Source organism: Sphingopyxis flava (assembly GCF_900168005.1).
GTDB classification, from domain to species: Bacteria; Pseudomonadota; Alphaproteobacteria; order Sphingomonadales; family Sphingomonadaceae; genus Sphingopyxis; species Sphingopyxis flava.
The window spans coordinates 171,136-187,569 of record NZ_FUYP01000002.1 but is presented as its reverse complement, the minus strand read 5'-3'; the positions used below and the strand labels follow the sequence as shown (position 1 = coordinate 187,569).

Below are 16,434 nucleotides of genomic sequence, written 5' to 3'. Positions count from 1 at the left end.
ATGCCGCGCGCCCGCCCACGCGCGAGCGTCTTCCCATCTCCCTTCGAAAGAGAAGGTAGATTAGAGCCCCTTTCCATGCGCCCTGACTCGCCTTCGCCGCTGATCCCCTTTCTCGTCGCCTGCGCCGGGATCGCGACCTTTTCGTCGATGGACGTGCTCATGAAGGGACTGTCGATCGGGATCGGGGCTTATAATGCGGTGCTCTGGCGCACGATCGCGGGGACGCTGCTGAGCGGCCTCGCCTATTTCGCCGCGCGGCCGGCCTGGCCCGATGCCGAGACGATGCGAATCCATGCGCTGCGCTCGCTGTTCGTCGCGTTGATGGCTCTCGGCTTCTTCTGGGCGCTCGCGCGCCTGCCGATGGCAGAGGCGATCGCGCTTGCGTTCATTGCGCCGCTGCTGGCGCTCTATATGGCCGCGATCTTTCTCGGAGAACGGATCGGGCGCCGATCGATCGCGGCCTCGCTGCTCGGCTTCGCGGGCGTGCTGGTGATCGTCGCAGGAAAATTCGGGGGCGGGGAACGCGACGCCGAAGCTCTGTGGGCGGTCGGCGCAGTGTTCCTTTCCGCGGTATGCTATGCCTACAACCTTATTCTGGCGCGGCGGCAGGCGAAGATGGCGGAACCGATGGAGATCGCCTTCTATCAAAACGCCTTCGTCGCCCTGTTCCTCGCGCTCGCCGCGCCCTGGTTCGCGGTGGTGCCCGGCACCGCCGATGCGGCGCCCATCGTCGGCGCCGCGCTCCTTGCGATCCTGTCGCTTCTCCTTTTGAGCTGGGCCTACGCGCGCGCCGAGGCTCAGATCCTCGCGACGACCGAATATACGGGCTTCCTGTGGGCCATGATATTCGGCTGGTACTTCTACGCCGAGCCCGTGACGCTACCCACCCTCGCCGGCGCCCTGCTCATCGTCGGCGCCTGCCTGATCATTGCGCGCAAGGCGCCGCGCGGCGACCCCGTGGAACCCGCGGCGGCTTAGACCGCGGCGCGCGATAGCCGGTCGTTGATCGCGGCGCCGAGCCCTTCTTGCGGGATGGCCGCCACCGCGATCTTCGGTTTCGCGCTCGCAGCGCCTGCATGAAGCGCATCGAAGAGATGCGCCGCCGCCTCGGTCAAATCGCCCGCGGCGCTCAACTGATATTCGCCCGTGATCGCGCCAAAACCGATCCCGAACTCATCCGGCGCGAAATCTACCGCGCCCAGCCGCACCGGTTTGCCCGGCGCATAATGGCTCGCGAGCATTCCCGGTGCCACGACTTCCGCGCCCTGGCGCCCCGTCACGGGCAGCCCGCTCGCCGCGCCGAGCATCGCCGCAGTCACGGGACCCGGCCGCAACACCTCGACCGTGCCGTCCACGACTCGCGCGATGGTCGACTCGACCCCGGCCGTCGTCGCGCCGTCGTCGATTACCAGCGCGATCCGCCCCCCAAGGGTCGCCAGCACATGCCCGGCCTTCGTCGGGCTCACCCGTCCGCTCGCATTGGCGCTTGGCGCCGCGAGCGGAGCGCCGGTCGCGGCGAGCAGCGCCTGCATCGCGCGGTGCCCCGGCACCCGAAGAGCGATTGTGTCGAGCCCAGCGGTCGCGATCCGCGCCACCGGGCAATCGGGCGACCGCGGCACCACCAGCGTCAGCGGCCCCGGCCAGAAGGCCTCCGCGAGTGCCCGCTCCGCGGCGCCGAACATGCCCAGCCGTTCGGCTGCCGCAAGGTCGGTAACATGAGCAATCAGCGGATTGAAATCGGGACGTCCCTTCGCGGCATAGATGCGCGCGACGGCCTCGGCATTGCGTGCGTCCGCGGCGAGGCCGTAAACGGTCTCGGTCGGTATCGCGACCGGCTGCCCCTCCGCAATCAGCCGCGCGGCGCGCGCGATCGCATCGGGCCCGAAAGGGGCTACCTCGGTTGTGATACTCTCGATTGGACGCTCGGCCATGCCGCGCTATAGCGCCGGGCGCAACGGAATCACCCCCAAAAGCGGGAACCCCTCATGACCTATACGGCGCCCACTACCGAACAGCTTTTCGTCCTCAACCATATTGGGCGCATCGACGCGATGGCTGCGCACGAACGCTTTGCAGCGGCCACCCCCGATATGGTCGAGGCGATTGTCACCGGAATCGGCGACTTCGCCGCCGAGGTCTATGCCCCCCTCAATCGCGTGGGCGACACCAGCAATCCCAAATGGCAGGACGGCAGGGTCACCATGCCCCCGGGCTTCAAGGAGGCCTACAAGCAATTTGTCGAGGCGGGTTGGGGCACCATTGACGGTCCCGGTGAATATGGGGGGCAGGACCTGCCCTTCACGCTCGCGACCGTCGTGATCGAGGCGCTCGGCAGCGCCGACATGGGCTTTACGCTTTGCAACATCCTCACCCCCGGGGCGATCCACGCACTGATGGCCTATGGCACCGAAGCGCAGCGGGCGACCTGGCTTCCAAAGCTGATCTCGGGCGAGTGGAATGGCACGATGAACCTCACCGAGCCGAGCGCTGGCAGCGACGTCGGCGCCCTGCGCACGACCGCCGAAAAGGTTGCCGAAGGCCCGAACGCGGGGCTCTACAAGATCAAGGGACAGAAGATCTTCATCACCTTCGGCGAGCACGACCTTACCGATAATATCGTGCACCTCGTCCTCGCGCGCACGCCCGGCGCGCCCGAGGGCACGCGCGGCATTTCGCTTTTTCTTGTCCCCAAATACCGCCTCGACGCCGAAGGCAATCCGACGATTTCGAACGGTGTTCACTGCGCATCGATCGAACACAAGCTTGGCATCCACGGGTCTCCGACCGCCGTGATGGTCTATGGTGAGGGCGAGGATTGCCTCGGCGAGATCGTCGGCGAGGAAATGGGCGGCATGCGCGCAATGTTCGTGATGATGAACAACGCGCGCCTGATGGTCGGTTGTCAGGGCGTGCAGATCGCGGAGCGCGCGACGCAGCAGGCGCAGCGCTATGCCGCCGAACGCGTGCAGTCGGCCCTTGCCGGTTCGCCCGATCGGTCACCCGTGACGATCGACCGGCACCCCGACGTTCGCCGCATGCTGTGGCGGATGCGGGCCCAGACGGAGGCCGCGCGCGCGCTCGTCTATTATGCCGCAGCGCAGATCGACTTTGGCAAGCTCGGCGACGAGGCCGCCGCGATGCGCGCCGAGGTGCTGATCCCGCTCGTCAAGGCGCATGCAACCGACATCGGCTGCGAGGTCGCCAGCCTCGGCGTGCAAGTGCATGGCGGGATGGGTTTCATCGAGGAAACCGGCGCCGCCCAGCATTATCGCGACGCGCGCATCGCCCCGATCTACGAAGGCACCAACGGCATCCAGGCGGCCGATCTTGTTGGCCGAAAGCTCGGAATGGCAGGCAGCGACCTCATTCGCGGTCTTATCGATGACATTGCGCATGGCGCGGGGGATTTTCCCGAATTGCAGCAACTCGCCGACGCCTGCCGCGCGGTCACCGACTGGATGGTCAGCGCCGGTACCGCGGATCGGCTCGCAGGAAGCTATCCCTATCTCACCATGCTAGCCACCGCGACCTGCGGCTGGCTGATGGCGCTTCAGCACCGTGCCGCAAGGGCGGCGCTCGGCGAAGGCGGCGACACGGCTTTCCTGGAAGCCAAGATTGCCTCAACGCGCTTTTATCTCCAGCAGATCGTCCCCGCGGCAACGGGCCTCGCTCCCGCGGCGCTGGCGGGCGACGCGGCGCTCCCCCCGCTGCCCGAGATCGCCTGATTTCCGGGCGCCGGCGGGGATTTTCGGGTGCCCCGCGACGATCATCATTAACGCGATGATAACCATCGCTCGCTAGGTCCGTCCGACAATGGCCGGAGAAGCGCGCGTGTCGTTTATCGCGAACAAGATGATCATCAGCTGGCGCTCCTTTGCGCTATCGTTGCTGCTTGGCATCGCCGCTGCGCTATCTTTCGTCGCCGAACCGGTCGACCGGATCATTGAATCCGCGATTGGCTGGACCGCATGGCGGCCGGTTTCGGGCGACATAGTGGTCATCGGTCTCGACGACCGAACGCTAGCCAGCGTCCCGGGGGGGCGCTTTGGCCGCGCCGAACACGCACGCGTCATCGACGCGGTTCGGAAAGCCGGCGCACGTCGGCTCGTCGTTGATTTCTATTATCAGCGACAGGAGCGCGATCCCGGCAGCCCCCGCCTGGCCGACGCCGTGCGCAAGATGGCCGATCATATCATTCTGGCCGTGGCGACCCAGTCGGTTCCCGGTCGCGATCAGTTGTTTTCGGTGTTTCCCGATCCCGAGATAGCCGGCCAGCGGGCACAACTCGCCAGTATCGCCTGGAATTATCAAATCTGGCAGGTCTGGAATGTTCCCCTGATGTACGAAGCAGACGGGAGGCTGTTGCCGAGCGTAGCCGCTGCTCTCGCCAACAAGCGAAGTGCTCGGCCAGCCGAGTTCCGTCTCGATTTCTCCTACAACTTGTCGACGATCACTGAATATAGCGCGATCGACCTTATGGAAGGCCGGGTCGGAGCACGCGAACTCGGCGGGAAGGAGGTCATTTTCGGTCGCACAGCGTCGACCTTTCCTGACCAGCATTATCTTCCCGGTCACGACCTCGTGCCCGGCCCCTATATTCATCTGATTGCTGCCGAAACACTGAAACGCGGGGATCCCGTGAATGTAGGCTGGGCGCCGGCTTTTCTCATCGCCGTGACGGCGATGCTCGTCGCATTGCTTACCAACTTAGAGCGGCATTTCACCTGGATCGCGCTGAGCGTTGCCGCGCTATTGATCGTTGGCAAGGTCCTACTCAGCGCTTCGCTCGTCACCTCGTCGGTTGGTGCAGCACTCTTCTTCGTCGCCGCAGTCAGCGCCAATGTTTCGCGCAGGCGCCGCCGCTTTTCCGCCCAGCGCGAAAATCCCATCTCCGGCCTCCCCAATTTCGAGGCGCTGCGCGGTCAGGCGCCCTTCGGAAGCGCCACCGTCATCGCCGCCAAGCTCGTCAACTTCGAAGACCTCGTCGCTTTCCTTCCCGGCGAGGGTAGCCAGCAGCTCGTCGACCAGGTTGCGCGGCGCCTCACGCTCGCGTGTCACGGGACTCAGCTTCACCACGATCTCGACGGCACCTTCGCCTGGCTCGTCCCCTATTATCAGCACAGCCAGATCGAGGGACATCTCGCAGGGCTCGCCGCGCTCTTCAACGCGCCGTTGACCATCGGCGAACTCAAGATTGACGTCGCCATCGCTTTCGGCGTCAACGACGAATTTGAAGGTTCGAATGCCCAGCGTCTCGCGGCCGCGCTGGTCGCGGCTGAAAAGTCGATCCGCACGCGCGCGCTCTGGACCAAATATATGCCGCGCCAGAAAGAGGATGCTGGCTGGCAGCTTTCCTTCCACTCGCAGCTCGAAGACGCGCTTGCCGGCGGGGACATCTGGGTCGCCTTCCAGCCGCAATATGAGATCGCGACCCGCCGGCTCGTCGGCGTCGAAGCGCTCGCACGATGGACGCACCCGACGCGCGGGCCGATCCCGCCCGATGAATTCATCGTTCAGGCCGAAAAGAGCCAGGACATCTATCGTCTCACCCTTTTCGTGATGGATCAGGCGATCCGCTCGTCCGCTCATCTCCGCAGTCGCGGACTACCGGTCAACATGTCGGTTAATCTCTCGGCTACGCTCCTCGACCATAGCGACCTCGTGGGAACGATCCGCGTTATGCTGACTGCCCATCATCTGCCCCCCGAAGCACTGACTATCGAAATCACCGAAACCGCGCAGATCGAGAACAGCCGCCAGGCACGCCAGACGCTCGCGCAATTGCGCCGAACGGGAATCCGTCTGTCAATCGACGATTACGGCACCGGGCAGTCGAACCTTGAATATCTGACCGAAATCGAGGCCGATGAGATCAAGATCGACAAGCGATTCGTGATGACGATGCGCGATTCGCAGCGAAACTTCGAAGTGGTTAAATCGACGATCGACCTCGCGCACCGCCTCGGGGCGGTGGCAGTAGCCGAAGGCATTGAAGATGCTCCGACGATGGCGCTGCTCGAACAGCTCGGCTGCGATGTTGGACAAGGTTATTACCTTGGAAAGCCGCAGATTTTTTCCGAACTCGCAGCCGCACTCCTGGCCTCGCCCCACAGCCGCTCGGCCTGACTGCCAATCTGGTAGCATTTGTTAAGGTTAAGACTCGCTTTACCTTATTTTTTAAGGTATATGGCGAGTTAACTGTCCTGGTTGACAGTGGGCATCAGGAGATTAGCAATGGGTTGGTTTTGGAAGTTTCTCGGCGGCGGCGGCACCGGCAGCGGTGGCACTCCGGCCTGAGAATCCAGCAAGGATTTTCAAAAGGGCTCCAGCATCGCTGGGGCCCTTTTTCATTGCTAGAGCCCGCGTGTGTCGGTCGCCAACTCGTGGGCGGTGGAGGGGCCTATTTTCCTAAGCACCTGGCCGCCCCAGAAAGGCCCATCGATCATCACGGCAAGAGGCTCACCGCGTGGGAAATTTTTTCGCCCCTTTCCCTTTTAGCCACCGATAGACCTCAACCCCGCGGAAAGCCTCGGCTCAGAGGCGCGAGACGTGCAAACCGAGCGATGAACCGAATCAAAATGTCGACGAACTGAGTCATTCATTCGTCATTTACCGTCTTGCATCGCCGGGCCGACGTGGCACTATAGATGGTGGGTCAGCCGACGGGGGCACCCAATAATTAGTATTTGGCCGAAAATGGCGGATTTCCGTCGCCCCTTTCATATGGGCACGGGAAGAACCTTTTTGCGCCCCAAAATATGTCCCCCGAAGGCGCGATTAAATGCTAGGCTGGGGCTTCGTCCCCGAGTCGAACAAGACGGGAACAAAGCGCGCTCGGGCGCGCTCATAATGGGGCGAGATCGATGGATTTTCGGGAAACGGATCGGGTGGAGACGAACGACGTGGCGACGATGGAACTGGCGAAGAACGACGCGTCCCAAGCGACCGAATCGCCCAGCGACGCGAAGAGCGAACCGGCGGCACCTGCGAAGCTGAACGACGCAGGCGAACCCAAGGTTCACGCCCGGCGCTTTAATGTCGCCACCGATGCGAGCCGCGACGCGCTCCTGACCGATTTTGGAAAGGAGACGCTTCAGGACCGCTATCTTCTGCCCGGAGAATCCTATCAGGACCTCTTCGCCCGCGTCGCCTCGGCCTATGCGGACGACCAGGATCATGCCCAGCGTCTTTACGACTATATCTCGAGGCTGTGGTTCATGCCCGCGACCCCCGTGCTCTCCAACGGCGGCACCGGTCGCGGTCTTCCGATCAGCTGCTACCTTAATAGCGTCGATGACAGCCTCGAAGGCATTGTCGGCACCTGGAACGAGAATGTGTGGCTCGCCTCGCGCGGCGGAGGCATCGGCACCTATTGGGGCAATGTCCGCGGCATCGGCGAGCCGGTGGGCCTCAATGGCAAGACCAGCGGCATCATCCCCTTCGTCCGCGTGATGGACAGCCTGACCCTCGCGATCAGCCAGGGTTCGCTCCGGCGCGGATCGGCCGCCTGCTATCTTGATATTTCGCACCCCGAGATCGAAGAGTTCCTCGAAGTGCGCAAGCCCTCGGGCGACTTCAACCGCAAGGCGCTCAACCTGCACCACGGCGTGCTGATCACCGACGAGTTCATGGAGGCGGTCCGCGACGGCACCGAGTTCAACCTTCGCAGCCCCAAGGACCAGAGCGTCCGCGGGACTGTCGACGCGCGCTCGCTCTTCCAGAAGCTGGTCGAGACGCGCCTTGCCACCGGCGAGCCCTATATCATTTTCATCGACCAGGTGAATCGGATGATGCCCAAGCATCACCGCGAACTCGGCCTCAAGGTTTCGACGTCTAACCTGTGCAGCGAAATCACCCTGCCCACCGGACGTGATCATCTGGGCAATGATCGCACCGCAGTCTGCTGCCTTTCGAGCCTCAACCTCGAAACCTGGGACGAATGGAACGGCGACAAGCGCTTCATCGAAGACGTCATGCGCATGCTCGACAATGTCCTTCAGGACTATATCGACCGCGCGCCGCCCGAAATGGCACGCGCCAAATATTCGGCCAGCCGCGAACGGTCGGTCGGCCTCGGCGTCATGGGCTTCCACAGCTTCCTGCAGGCGCGCGGCCTGCCCTTCGAGGGCGCAATGGCGAAGTCGTCGAACCTGCGCATCTTCAAGCATATCCGCAGCCAGGTCGATCAGGCATCGATGCTGCTCGCCAAGGAACGCGGCCCCTGCCCCGATGCTGCCGATCAGGGCGTCATGGAGCGTTTTTCATGCAAGATGGCGATTGCGCCAACTGCATCGATCAGCATCATTTGCGGCGGCACCAGCGCCTGCATCGAACCGATCCCGGCGAACATCTACACCCATAAGACGCTGTCGGGCAGCTTCGTGGTCAAGAACCCGCACCTTGAAAGCCTGCTCGTCGACAAGGCGAAGAACAGCGATGCGGTTTGGAACTCGATCCTCGAAAAGGGCGGCAGCGTTCAGCACCTCGACTTCCTGACGCAGGACGAGAAGGATGTGTTCAAAACGAGCTTCGAGATCGACCAGCGCTGGCTGCTCGAACTTGCGGCCGACCGCACCCCCTATATCGATCAGGCGGCGTCGCTGAACCTCTTCATTCCGGCCGACGTCGAGAAATGGGACCTTTTGATGCTCCACTACCGCGCCTGGGAACTTGGCATCAAATCGCTTTACTATCTCCGCTCGAAATCGGTGCAGCGCGCCGGCTTCGCAGGCGGGGTCGAGGCTGACAACACGCCCGAAGCCGCAAAGTTCGAACTGTCGGCCGGGACGACCGACTATGACGAGTGCCTGGCTTGCCAGTGACGTCCGCTCCGCCCCTCGCCCCAGCGAAAGCTGGGGTCGACGGCGTGCATTGAGGTGAGCGATGCCGGCCTTTGCTGGCATCACGATAGAGATTTGACGCAAGGATAAACCGATGCCTTTGTTGGAAGCCCGCAAGACCTACAAGCCCTTCGAATATCCCTGGGCCTATGATTTCTGGAAACGCCAGCAGCAGATCCACTGGATGCCCGAAGAGGTGCCGCTGGGCGAGGATTGCCGCGACTGGGCGCAGAAGATCAGCGACCATGAGCGCAACCTCCTGACCCAGATCTTCCGCTTCTTCACCCAGGCAGACGTCGAGGTGCAGGATTGCTACCACGACAAATATGGCCGCGTGTTCAAGCCGACCGAGATCAAGATGATGCTGACCGCGTTCAGCAATATGGAGACGGTTCATATCGCGGCGTACAGCCACCTGCTCGACACGATCGGCATGCCCGAAAGCGAGTATGGCATGTTTCTCGAATATGACGAGATGCGAGCCAAACACGATTATATGGGCACGTTCGGCGTCGACAGCGACGAGGATATTGCGCGCACGCTCGCCATGTTCGGCGGCTTTACCGAGGGCCTTCAGCTCTTCGCCAGCTTCGCGATGCTGATGAACTTCCCCCGCTTCAACAAGATGAAGGGCATGGGCCAGATCGTCAGCTGGTCGGTGCGCGACGAAAGCCTGCACTGCGAGGGCATCACGCGGCTGTTCCACGCCTTCGTCAAGGAACGCGACTGCCTGACCAAGAGCGTGCGCGAGGACATCATCGACTGCTGTCAGAAGACCGTACGGCTCGAAGACGCGTTCATCGACCTCGCCTTCGAACAGGGCCCCGTCCCCGGCATGACGCCTAAGGAGATCAAGCGCTACATCCGCTACATCGCCGACTGGCGCCTCGGCCAGCTCGGCTTCCAGCCGATCTACATGATCGACGAGCACCCCCTGCCCTGGCTCGCGCCGCTCCTCAATGGCGTCGAACATGCGAATTTCTTCGAAACGCGCGCCACCGAATATTCCAAAGCTGCAACCCGCGGCGACTGGAACACCGTCTGGCAGAGCTTCGACAACCGCAAGAAAGCAAAGGCCAACGACGACGGCGCTCCTGCCCTCGAGGCCGAAAGCGACGGCGAGGACATGTTCAAACAGGCCGGTATCGCAGCAGAGTAAACGCCCCTTTTGGGCTCCTCCCAACCGGGACAGGCAATGACATGCGCCCCGGTTCCGGCTGGTTGGAGCGGGGGTGAGAACGAATGGCGCAGCAGCCAGCTGGAAAGAGCCGAAGGCCACACATGACCGAGAAGAAGCCCAAAGCGAAATTGCTTATCCTCAGCCAGCCTCAGCGCGCCTGCCTTGAGGGTCTGTCCAACCGCCGCCCACAGCTTCCCACCGACCCGATTCGCGACGAGCTCGTCGCATTGGGCCTCGTTGCGCAACAAGGTTCGAAATGGGCGCTCACAGCAACGGGCAAGAAGGTGCTGGCGTCGGGGTCGAACCGGCGCAACAAGGGCGGTTTTTCAGTCTAAGCGAGCGCGCTCGATCTTCGACCATCTTGTCGGGAGCGACCTTGCCAATGTGCAGGCCGCCGCGCGCGCGCATTACGCGCGAGCGGATTTTCCAACCGGTAGTGCGCCCCTTCCGTCGCCGACTAAGCAGGACCTGGACGCGAGTTCGGATTAATTCACCATAACCCCGCTCGGCACCGCGCCCACGCCGGCCGCGGCGAACAGCACCCCGCCGCGCACCGCCTCAGATCTGCCTTCGAGCAGGGACAGCATCACCAGTTCGCGCGTCGTCTCGCTGTCGTCGTCGACAACCAGCCGCAGCGACGCGTATCCAAGACTGCTGCGTTCGATCACCACATCGCGAATATCCTCAAGCGGCCACGACAGGCCAGAGGCGCGATAGAGACGCACGCCATCATGAAAGATCCAGGCATCACGCTGCCGCCAGCGCTGCAGGCAGGTCCAGAAGACTAACAGGGCCGCAAGCATTGCCGCGCTTGCCGCCAAGTCGCCGAAAAGCACAGCGCGGAGCATCGCCGCCGCACCGTCAGCTGCAACCGGGATCGCCTGCCTGGCAGCGACGGCGCAAAAGACGAGCGCGCCCAGCAACTGTCCGGCCAACAGCGGCTTTGCCTTCAGACGCGCGATCACAATGATTTGTCGGTCCCGATTGGTCATCGCGAGCACACATAGGTAGAGCGGCGCGGCAGCGCCAGCGTGGAGGAGAACAAGGCCGACGCCGCAGCCGCGGCACAAGCGGTTTCAAAATGCTGGCGCCAGGCTTGCAAGCCGAGCCCTTGCCTGCTCCCGTGGAGAACAATGTCATCCGTTGCCATCCAGCAGCGAAGACAAGTGCCGCGCTGACCTTAAAGGCGCGCCGCGAGTTGCTGGAGCATCGCCTGCACCGGCTGGGCGGCTTCGGCGGCATTCCAGCCCGCCTCCAGTCCCGCGATACGTTCGAACAGGCGCTCGCTTGCTGCAATGATCCGACCGATATTCGGGTCGAATGCCGCGCACACCGTCCAGTCGGCAGGGATCGGTTCGCCGATGCGCGCAGCGCTGTCGTCGGGGCCCGCGCCCGCATCGCCCGCGATCATCGCGCGGCGGTGAAGCAGCCAGGCGATGATGTGCATCAGCCGCGTCGTGGTCTTCAGCGATTCGCAGGCGAGGCTGAGCTGGAGCAGGCAGTCGCTGCGCCCGGCGCCGAATTCACGGGCGGCCGCAAAGGCCGAATGCGCCTCATCGGCAAGCAGCATCGCCTCAACGTAGAGATTTTCCACTTGCGCGCGCTGCACGGGCGATGTGGCCGGCAGATGATCGGAGCCCCCTCTGGTCATGCGGGCAGGATGGCACGGGCACGCGCCAGATCGCAACGCCGCTAACCATTTTTATTCGGGAGAGCGCGTCCCGTTTTGAATTCGCGTCGATCAGGCGATGATGTCGGGGATGATCTGGTCCTCGCACCACGCGATCTCGTCGCGCAGGCGCAGCTTCCTTTTCTTGAGCCGAGCGAGCTGGAGCTGGTCGGGAACCGGGCCTTCGCTGAGTGCGATAATCGCAGCATCAAGGTCGCGGTGCTCTACGCGGAGCAGTTCAAGGCGCTGGGCGATGTCTTCAGGGTTCACGCCCCTCGTCCTGCCACGATCACGGTCCATCCGCAACGGGGACCGGATGAGCGAATCGCCACGACATTCGCCGTGATTCATGATTTACTCATGTGCGCCAATCGAGTCGAAAAGGAGAATGGCAAATGAGCATTTCGCACCTTTCCGCCCTGAAGTCCCGTCACGCGGACCTCGATGCGAGAATTGCGAATGAAGAACGGCGCCCCGCCCCCGATGCGGCCCTGCTGGCGCAGATGAAAAAGCAGAAACTTAAAATCAAGGAAGAGATGCTCGCGGTCAACTGATCGGCCGCGCGTCCCTGCCGCCTCCGCTGGCGCTTCCCTTTCGCGGAACGCGTCAGCGCCGGCGGTAGATGGGGCCCCGATTGTGCCCCATTCGCTGCAGATGCGGCGGAAGATCGGGTTTCGTAACAACCTGACGGCGCACCGCCTGCGGATTGACCGGGCGGTCGAAGGCGATGCCGAACTTGCCCTCGCCGACCCATACGACGCGTCCAGGCACTATGCCGACATTCCGAAGTTCAACTTCGACGGCGCCGCCCTGCGTCACCCTGGCAGCGCCTTCGGCGAGCATACCGCCTACGGACAGATTGCGCACGCGCACCGTCACGGAACCCTCGACCCCAGGAAGTCCAAGGTTGGCCTGCAGAAACAGGCTGTCGCGATCGGCGCTGCGCGACAGTGCAGCCACCTGTTCGTCGAGTGTCTCCGGTATCCGCGTTTCCATGCGCCCCATTCCCGCACCCAAAATTCGAGAGGGACGATCCTAAAGGCGAGCCCTTGCAGAAACGTAAATGGGGCCGAGACGGGCGGTCAGTCTTCGCGCGAGATACGCTCGTTGCGTTCGTGGCGCTCCTGCGCCTCGAGCGTCATCGTCGCGATCGGCCGCGCCTGCAGCCGCGCGAGCGAGATAGGCTCTCCGGTTACCGCGCAATAGCCATATTCGCCTTCATCGATGCGGCGAATCGCGGCGTCGATCTTCGCGATCAGCTTGCGCTGGCGGTCGCGCGTGCGAAGCTCGATCGCCCAGTCGGTCTCGCTGGAGGCGCGGTCAGCAAGGTCGGGTTCCCGCAAAGGGCCGTCCTGCAAGTGCGCCAGCGTCGATTCGGCTTCCGACAGGATCGACTTTTTCCAGGCGAGCAGCAGGCCGCGAAAATATTCCTGCTGCCGCTCGTTCATGAACGGCTCGTCTTCGCTGGGGATATAGTCCGAATCGAGATTGGATTTGGCTTGGCGAAGCGCGTCGGCACCAACATCGGCAATCTGGGTTGGCATAGCGGGCTTTTCGCGTCCTTTCCTCTCGCCTGGCCGCCGCTGTGACGGTCCGGGGGATTGCGCCGCGCCTATACCGGGCCACCGGTTGCGATACAAGCACCTAAGCTGCCGATAGAAGATGGGGCTGAAGCACGGATGAACCGCGGCGGCGATTCTTGCCCAGGACCCCGCGCCCTCCCGGCGCCGCGATTCTCGCCCCACCCGGGCGGCGATCGTTAACCAATGGGCCAAATTCGGGCCTTTTCCGTTCCGTTTCGGGACACAAGGGGTCATTCAGGTTGATTCCGCTCTCCAATTCCCGCTCTCGGACAATCAAACGCGGTAAACGCAATTGTCGCGTTCACAAAGCTTTGGCCTTTTGCCTCTAACCGAAGGGCAAGCAGGTGCCGCGATGGGGTGTCGCGCCGCCTAGCACCAAGAAAAGAGAGAGAAACCTATGTCTGTCCGAATGGCTCTCGCCAAGCTTTGCGCCTGCACGTGCGGCGGCGCAATTATCGGCAGCGGCGCGATGCAGGTCGCAGATGTACCGGCCGCTGCTTACTCGAAAGCGCCCTCGTGCCAGCCCTGCACCAAGAAGGTCGTGCGCAAGCGCCACGCGGCGAAGCGCAAGGTCAAGCGCGTCCGGCGCGTCGTCACGACAAAGCGCGTGATCCGCACCGCGACCCCGCAGACACAAGTCATTACCCAAACGATCCCGCTGCCGCCCATCCCCTATGCGCCCTTCCCGCCCAGCGGCGGTTTCGAAGGCGGCGGCGGCGCCGGGGTCACGGTGATTGGCGGCGGCTTCGGCGGCGGATTCGGCGGCGGCTTCTTCGGGGGCTTCTTCGGTGGCAGCAGCGGGGGCAGCAGCGGCAGCGTCGTCGTCACCTCGACCACCACCGGCGGCGTCAGCACATCGACCAGCAGCACCTCGGGCGGCGTCTCCACCTCGACGGGCGGGGTCAGCACATCGACGTCCACGGGCGGCATCTCGACCTCCACCGGGGGCGTGAGCACATCCACGGGCGGCGTTTCGACATCGACGGGCGGCGTTTCGACCTCGACTGGCGGGGTCAGCACCTCAACGGGCGGCGTTTCGACCTCTTCGTCGTCGAGCAGCAGCTCGTCGTCGAGCTCGTCCTCCTCCTCGTCCTCCTCGTCGAGTTCCTCCTCATCGGGCGGCAGCAGCTCGCACGGCCACGGCAGCTCAAGCTGGGGTGGAAGCTCGAGCTGGGGCGGCAGTTCGTCCCACGGCGGCTCCTCATCCTCCTCGGGCGGGTCGAGCAGCAGTTCCTCGTCGAGCTCTTCGTCTTCGTCGTCGAGCTCGACTTCGTCGGGTGCAACTGGCGGCAGCAGCAGCTTCGGTGCGAGCAGCAGCAGTTCGTCCTCGTCGTCGAGCAGCAGCTCCTCGTCGAGTAGCTCGTCTTCCTCTTCCTCGTCGTCGAGCTCGGGCGGAAGCAGCGGCGGCTCGTCGGGCGATCCGGTCCCGGTGCCCGCCCCGCCGATGATGCTCCTCTTCGGCGCCGCCGCTGCCGCGCTCGTCGTGCGCCGCCGCGCGGCAAGCCGCAACAGCGCGGAAAACGAAGCCGCATAAGATATGCAGACGGCCCGGTGGGGGGCATGGGGCCGTCAATCGAGGGTCGCTCTACGGAGCGGCCCTTTTTTCAGGCTCCTGGTTTGACTTTCGCGGCCGCGACGCGCTGAAGCAGAGGGCCCGCTGCCGCATGCGGGGGCAGGGAGGGGCTGCGCCTTTATCATCGCCCATCGCCCGGCGTTTCGCGCTGCGAGCTTCCATCGCGCAGCGGGCGAGCGGAACGGCAACGTCGCGCTTGCACCGCCCGCCCCGCACCGCCATAGCGCGGCCATGCACGATATCCGCCTGATCCGGGAAAACCCCGAAGCGTTCGACGCCGGCCTCGCCCGCCGCGGGCTCGGCCCTATGTCCAGCGAGATTCTGGCCGCCGACGCCTCGCTCCGCGCGTTGCAGACCGAAATGCAGGCCGCCCTTGCACGGCGCAATGAAGCATCAAAGGCGATCGGTCACGCAATGGCCAAGGGCGACAAGGATAGCGCCGACGCGCTGAAGGCCGAAGTCGCAGCGCTCAAGCAGCGTCTTCCGGAACAGGAAGCCTCAGAGCGCACGCAGCTCGCGGCGCTGCAGGACAGCCTGGCTGCGCTTCCCAACCTGCCTGCGGCCGACGTGCCCCAAGGGGAGGATGAGCAAAGCAATGTCGAGATTTCGCGGTGGGGCACACCGCGTAGCTTCGACTTTGAGCCTAAGGAACATGCCGATTTCGCCCCCGCGCTCGGGCTCGACTTCGAAACCGCTGCAAAAATGTCGGGAGCCCGCTTCGCCTTTCTCAAAGGTCCGATGGCAAGGCTCGAACGCGCGCTCGGCCAGTTCATGCTCGACAAGCAGACCAGCGAGGCAGGCTACAGCGAATGCGCAACCCCGCTTCTCGTCCGCGACGAAGCAGCGTTCGGGACTGCACAGCTCCCCAAGTTCCGCGAGGACCTTTTCCAGACCACCGATGGAATGTGGCTGATCTCGACTTCCGAGATGAGCCTCACCAACGCGGTGCGCGAGGAAATATTGGCGGAAGCGGATTTGCCAATTCGCATGACCGGCCTCACCCCCTGCTTCCGGTCGGAGGCGGGGGCCGCAGGCCGCGATACGCGGGGCTATATCCGCCAGCATCAGTTCTGGAAGGTCGAACTGGTCTCCATCGTTCGCCCCGAGGACAGCGACGCCGAGCTTGAGCGCAAGACCCGGGCGGCCGAGGCGATCCTTGAGGCGCTCGAACTTCCCTATCGCAAGATGCTGCTTTGCGCAGGCGACATGGGCTTTGCTGCGCGCAAAACCTACGATCTCGAAGTTTGGCTGCCGGGACAGAACAGCTATCGCGAGATTTCAAGCTGCTCGAACTGCGGCGATTTTCAAGCGCGGCGCATGAATGCTCGCTTCCGCCGCGAGGGCGCCAAGGGCACCGAGTTCGTCCATACGCTCAATGGTTCGGGACTCGCCGTTGGGCGCACCCTCGTCGCGATCCTCGAAAACTACCAGCAGGCCGACGGCAGCGTCGACATTCCGCAAGCGCTGCTCTCCTATATGGGCGGGATTAGGCGGCTGACACCCTGACCCTTCCCGCCTGCTTTTGCTGAGCCTGGCGATGGGCGGGGGCGGGATCGGGAAGAGCGGGGCCGCCCATTCGAACAGAAAGA

Annotated in this window: 16 protein-coding genes; 8 read left to right on the top strand and 8 right to left on the bottom strand. The window is 63.7% G+C overall.

Annotated elements, in window-relative coordinates; genetic code table 11:
• Positions 1–75 precede the first annotated feature (75 nt).
• Positions 76–978, top strand: a complete 903-nt coding sequence (locus tag B5X69_RS02445; protein ID WP_079637097.1) for a DMT family transporter — start codon at positions 76–78, stop codon at positions 976–978.
• Here B5X69_RS02445 and B5X69_RS02440 read toward each other — a convergent pair.
• Complete coding sequence (locus B5X69_RS02440; protein WP_079637096.1) at positions 975–1,931, bottom strand: L-threonylcarbamoyladenylate synthase; 957 nt, start codon at positions 1,929–1,931, stop codon at positions 975–977. The two genes, B5X69_RS02445 and B5X69_RS02440, sit on opposite strands and share 4 nt — an antisense overlap.
• Before the next feature lie 54 nt (positions 1,932–1,985).
• Between B5X69_RS02440 and B5X69_RS02435 the strand changes: the two genes are divergently transcribed.
• The 5 genes from B5X69_RS02435 (at position 1,986) to B5X69_RS02415 (ending at position 10,355) form a co-directional block, all read left to right on the top strand.
• Positions 1,986–3,725: an acyl-CoA dehydrogenase gene (locus B5X69_RS02435; RefSeq protein ID WP_079637095.1), complete on the top strand. Its 1,740-nt coding sequence runs from the start codon at positions 1,986–1,988 to the stop codon at positions 3,723–3,725.
• Positions 3,726–3,831: 106 nt separating this feature from the next.
• Complete coding sequence (locus B5X69_RS02430) at positions 3,832–6,126, top strand: EAL domain-containing protein (RefSeq protein WP_245798545.1); 2,295 nt, start codon at positions 3,832–3,834, stop codon at positions 6,124–6,126.
• Positions 6,127–6,911: 785 nt separating this feature from the next.
• The gene (locus B5X69_RS02425) at positions 6,912–8,822 is read left to right on the top strand and encodes a ribonucleoside-diphosphate reductase subunit alpha (RefSeq protein ID WP_425441489.1); all 1,911 of its coding nucleotides are present in this window, start codon (positions 6,912–6,914) and stop codon (positions 8,820–8,822) included.
• Positions 8,823–8,934: 112 nt separating this feature from the next.
• On the top strand, positions 8,935–9,999 hold the full coding sequence (locus tag B5X69_RS02420) for a ribonucleotide-diphosphate reductase subunit beta (protein WP_079637093.1): 1,065 nt from the start codon (positions 8,935–8,937) through the stop codon (positions 9,997–9,999).
• Between the two features lie 122 nt (positions 10,000–10,121).
• Positions 10,122–10,355, top strand: coding sequence for a hypothetical protein (locus B5X69_RS02415; RefSeq protein WP_079637092.1), 234 nt, complete (start codon positions 10,122–10,124; stop codon positions 10,353–10,355).
• Between the two features lie 150 nt (positions 10,356–10,505).
• On the opposite strand, the gene B5X69_RS02410 is transcribed toward B5X69_RS02415, so the two are convergent.
• From B5X69_RS02410 to B5X69_RS02400, 3 genes are all read right to left on the bottom strand, one after another.
• The gene (locus tag B5X69_RS02410) at positions 10,506–11,012 is read right to left on the bottom strand and encodes a hypothetical protein (protein ID WP_245798552.1); all 507 of its coding nucleotides are present in this window, start codon (positions 11,010–11,012) and stop codon (positions 10,506–10,508) included.
• Positions 11,013–11,200: 188 nt separating this feature from the next.
• Positions 11,201–11,671, bottom strand: coding sequence for a DUF1465 family protein (locus tag B5X69_RS02405; RefSeq protein WP_281250913.1), 471 nt, complete (start codon positions 11,669–11,671; stop codon positions 11,201–11,203).
• Between the two features lie 90 nt (positions 11,672–11,761).
• Positions 11,762–11,989, bottom strand: a complete 228-nt coding sequence (locus tag B5X69_RS02400; protein ID WP_079637090.1) for a YdcH family protein — start codon at positions 11,987–11,989, stop codon at positions 11,762–11,764.
• A 95-nt stretch (positions 11,990–12,084) separates the two neighbouring features.
• On the opposite strand from B5X69_RS02400, the gene B5X69_RS02395 reads away from it, so the two are divergent.
• Positions 12,085–12,243 carry a YdcH family protein gene (locus tag B5X69_RS02395; RefSeq protein WP_079637089.1) on the top strand — a complete coding sequence of 53 codons (159 nt, stop codon included), beginning with the start codon at positions 12,085–12,087 and terminating at the stop codon, positions 12,241–12,243.
• A gap of 52 nt (positions 12,244–12,295) precedes the next feature.
• Here the strand turns inward: B5X69_RS02395 and B5X69_RS02390 are convergent, their stop codons facing one another.
• The 4 genes from B5X69_RS02390 to B5X69_RS21835 all read right to left on the bottom strand — a co-directional run bounded on the left by B5X69_RS02390 (position 12,296) and on the right by B5X69_RS21835 (position 14,781).
• Positions 12,296–12,685 (bottom strand): PilZ domain-containing protein, encoded by a 390-nt coding sequence (locus B5X69_RS02390; protein WP_079637088.1) that lies wholly within the window; start codon positions 12,683–12,685, stop codon positions 12,296–12,298.
• An 86-nt stretch (positions 12,686–12,771) separates the two neighbouring features.
• Positions 12,772–13,233 (bottom strand): RNA polymerase-binding protein DksA, encoded by a 462-nt coding sequence (gene dksA / locus B5X69_RS02385; protein WP_053552920.1) that lies wholly within the window; start codon positions 13,231–13,233, stop codon positions 12,772–12,774.
• 537 nt (positions 13,234–13,770) lie between these two features.
• Complete coding sequence (locus B5X69_RS21840; RefSeq protein WP_245798539.1) at positions 13,771–13,914, bottom strand: hypothetical protein; 144 nt, start codon at positions 13,912–13,914, stop codon at positions 13,771–13,773.
• Positions 13,915–13,944: 30 nt separating this feature from the next.
• Complete coding sequence (locus B5X69_RS21835; RefSeq protein WP_245798538.1) at positions 13,945–14,781, bottom strand: hypothetical protein; 837 nt, start codon at positions 14,779–14,781, stop codon at positions 13,945–13,947.
• 295 nt (positions 14,782–15,076) lie between these two features.
• Between B5X69_RS21835 and serS the strand changes: the two genes are divergently transcribed.
• On the top strand, positions 15,077–16,351 hold the full coding sequence (gene serS / locus B5X69_RS02375; protein ID WP_079637087.1) for a serine--tRNA ligase: 1,275 nt from the start codon (positions 15,077–15,079) through the stop codon (positions 16,349–16,351).
• Positions 16,352–16,434: the final 83 nt, after the last annotated feature.

Excerpts from the sequence above, each read along its gene's own strand:
- B5X69_RS02435 (WP_079637095.1), top strand. The coding sequence starts at position 1,986 with ATGACCTATACGGCGCCCACTACCGAACAGCTTTTCGTCCTCAACCAT.
- B5X69_RS02445 (WP_079637097.1), top strand. The coding sequence starts at position 76 with ATGCGCCCTGACTCGCCTTCGCCGCTGATCCCCTTTCTCGTCGCCTGC.
- serS (WP_079637087.1), top strand. The coding sequence starts at position 15,077 with ATGCACGATATCCGCCTGATCCGGGAAAACCCCGAAGCGTTCGACGCC.
- B5X69_RS02415 (WP_079637092.1), top strand. The coding sequence starts at position 10,122 with ATGACCGAGAAGAAGCCCAAAGCGAAATTGCTTATCCTCAGCCAGCCT.
- B5X69_RS02420 (WP_079637093.1), top strand. The coding sequence starts at position 8,935 with ATGCCTTTGTTGGAAGCCCGCAAGACCTACAAGCCCTTCGAATATCCC.
- B5X69_RS02425 (WP_425441489.1), top strand. The coding sequence starts at position 6,912 with ATGGAACTGGCGAAGAACGACGCGTCCCAAGCGACCGAATCGCCCAGC.
- B5X69_RS02405 (WP_281250913.1), bottom strand. The coding sequence starts at position 11,671 with ATGACCAGAGGGGGCTCCGATCATCTGCCGGCCACATCGCCCGTGCAG.
- B5X69_RS02410 (WP_245798552.1), bottom strand. The coding sequence starts at position 11,012 with ATGACCAATCGGGACCGACAAATCATTGTGATCGCGCGTCTGAAGGCA.
- B5X69_RS02440 (WP_079637096.1), bottom strand. The coding sequence starts at position 1,931 with ATGGCCGAGCGTCCAATCGAGAGTATCACAACCGAGGTAGCCCCTTTC.
- B5X69_RS02395 (WP_079637089.1), top strand. The coding sequence starts at position 12,085 with ATGAGCATTTCGCACCTTTCCGCCCTGAAGTCCCGTCACGCGGACCTC.
- dksA (WP_053552920.1), bottom strand. The coding sequence starts at position 13,233 with ATGCCAACCCAGATTGCCGATGTTGGTGCCGACGCGCTTCGCCAAGCC.
- B5X69_RS02390 (WP_079637088.1), bottom strand. The coding sequence starts at position 12,685 with ATGGAAACGCGGATACCGGAGACACTCGACGAACAGGTGGCTGCACTG.
- B5X69_RS21840 (WP_245798539.1), bottom strand. The coding sequence starts at position 13,914 with ATGACTTGTGTCTGCGGGGTCGCGGTGCGGATCACGCGCTTTGTCGTG.
- B5X69_RS02400 (WP_079637090.1), bottom strand. The coding sequence starts at position 11,989 with ATGGACCGTGATCGTGGCAGGACGAGGGGCGTGAACCCTGAAGACATC.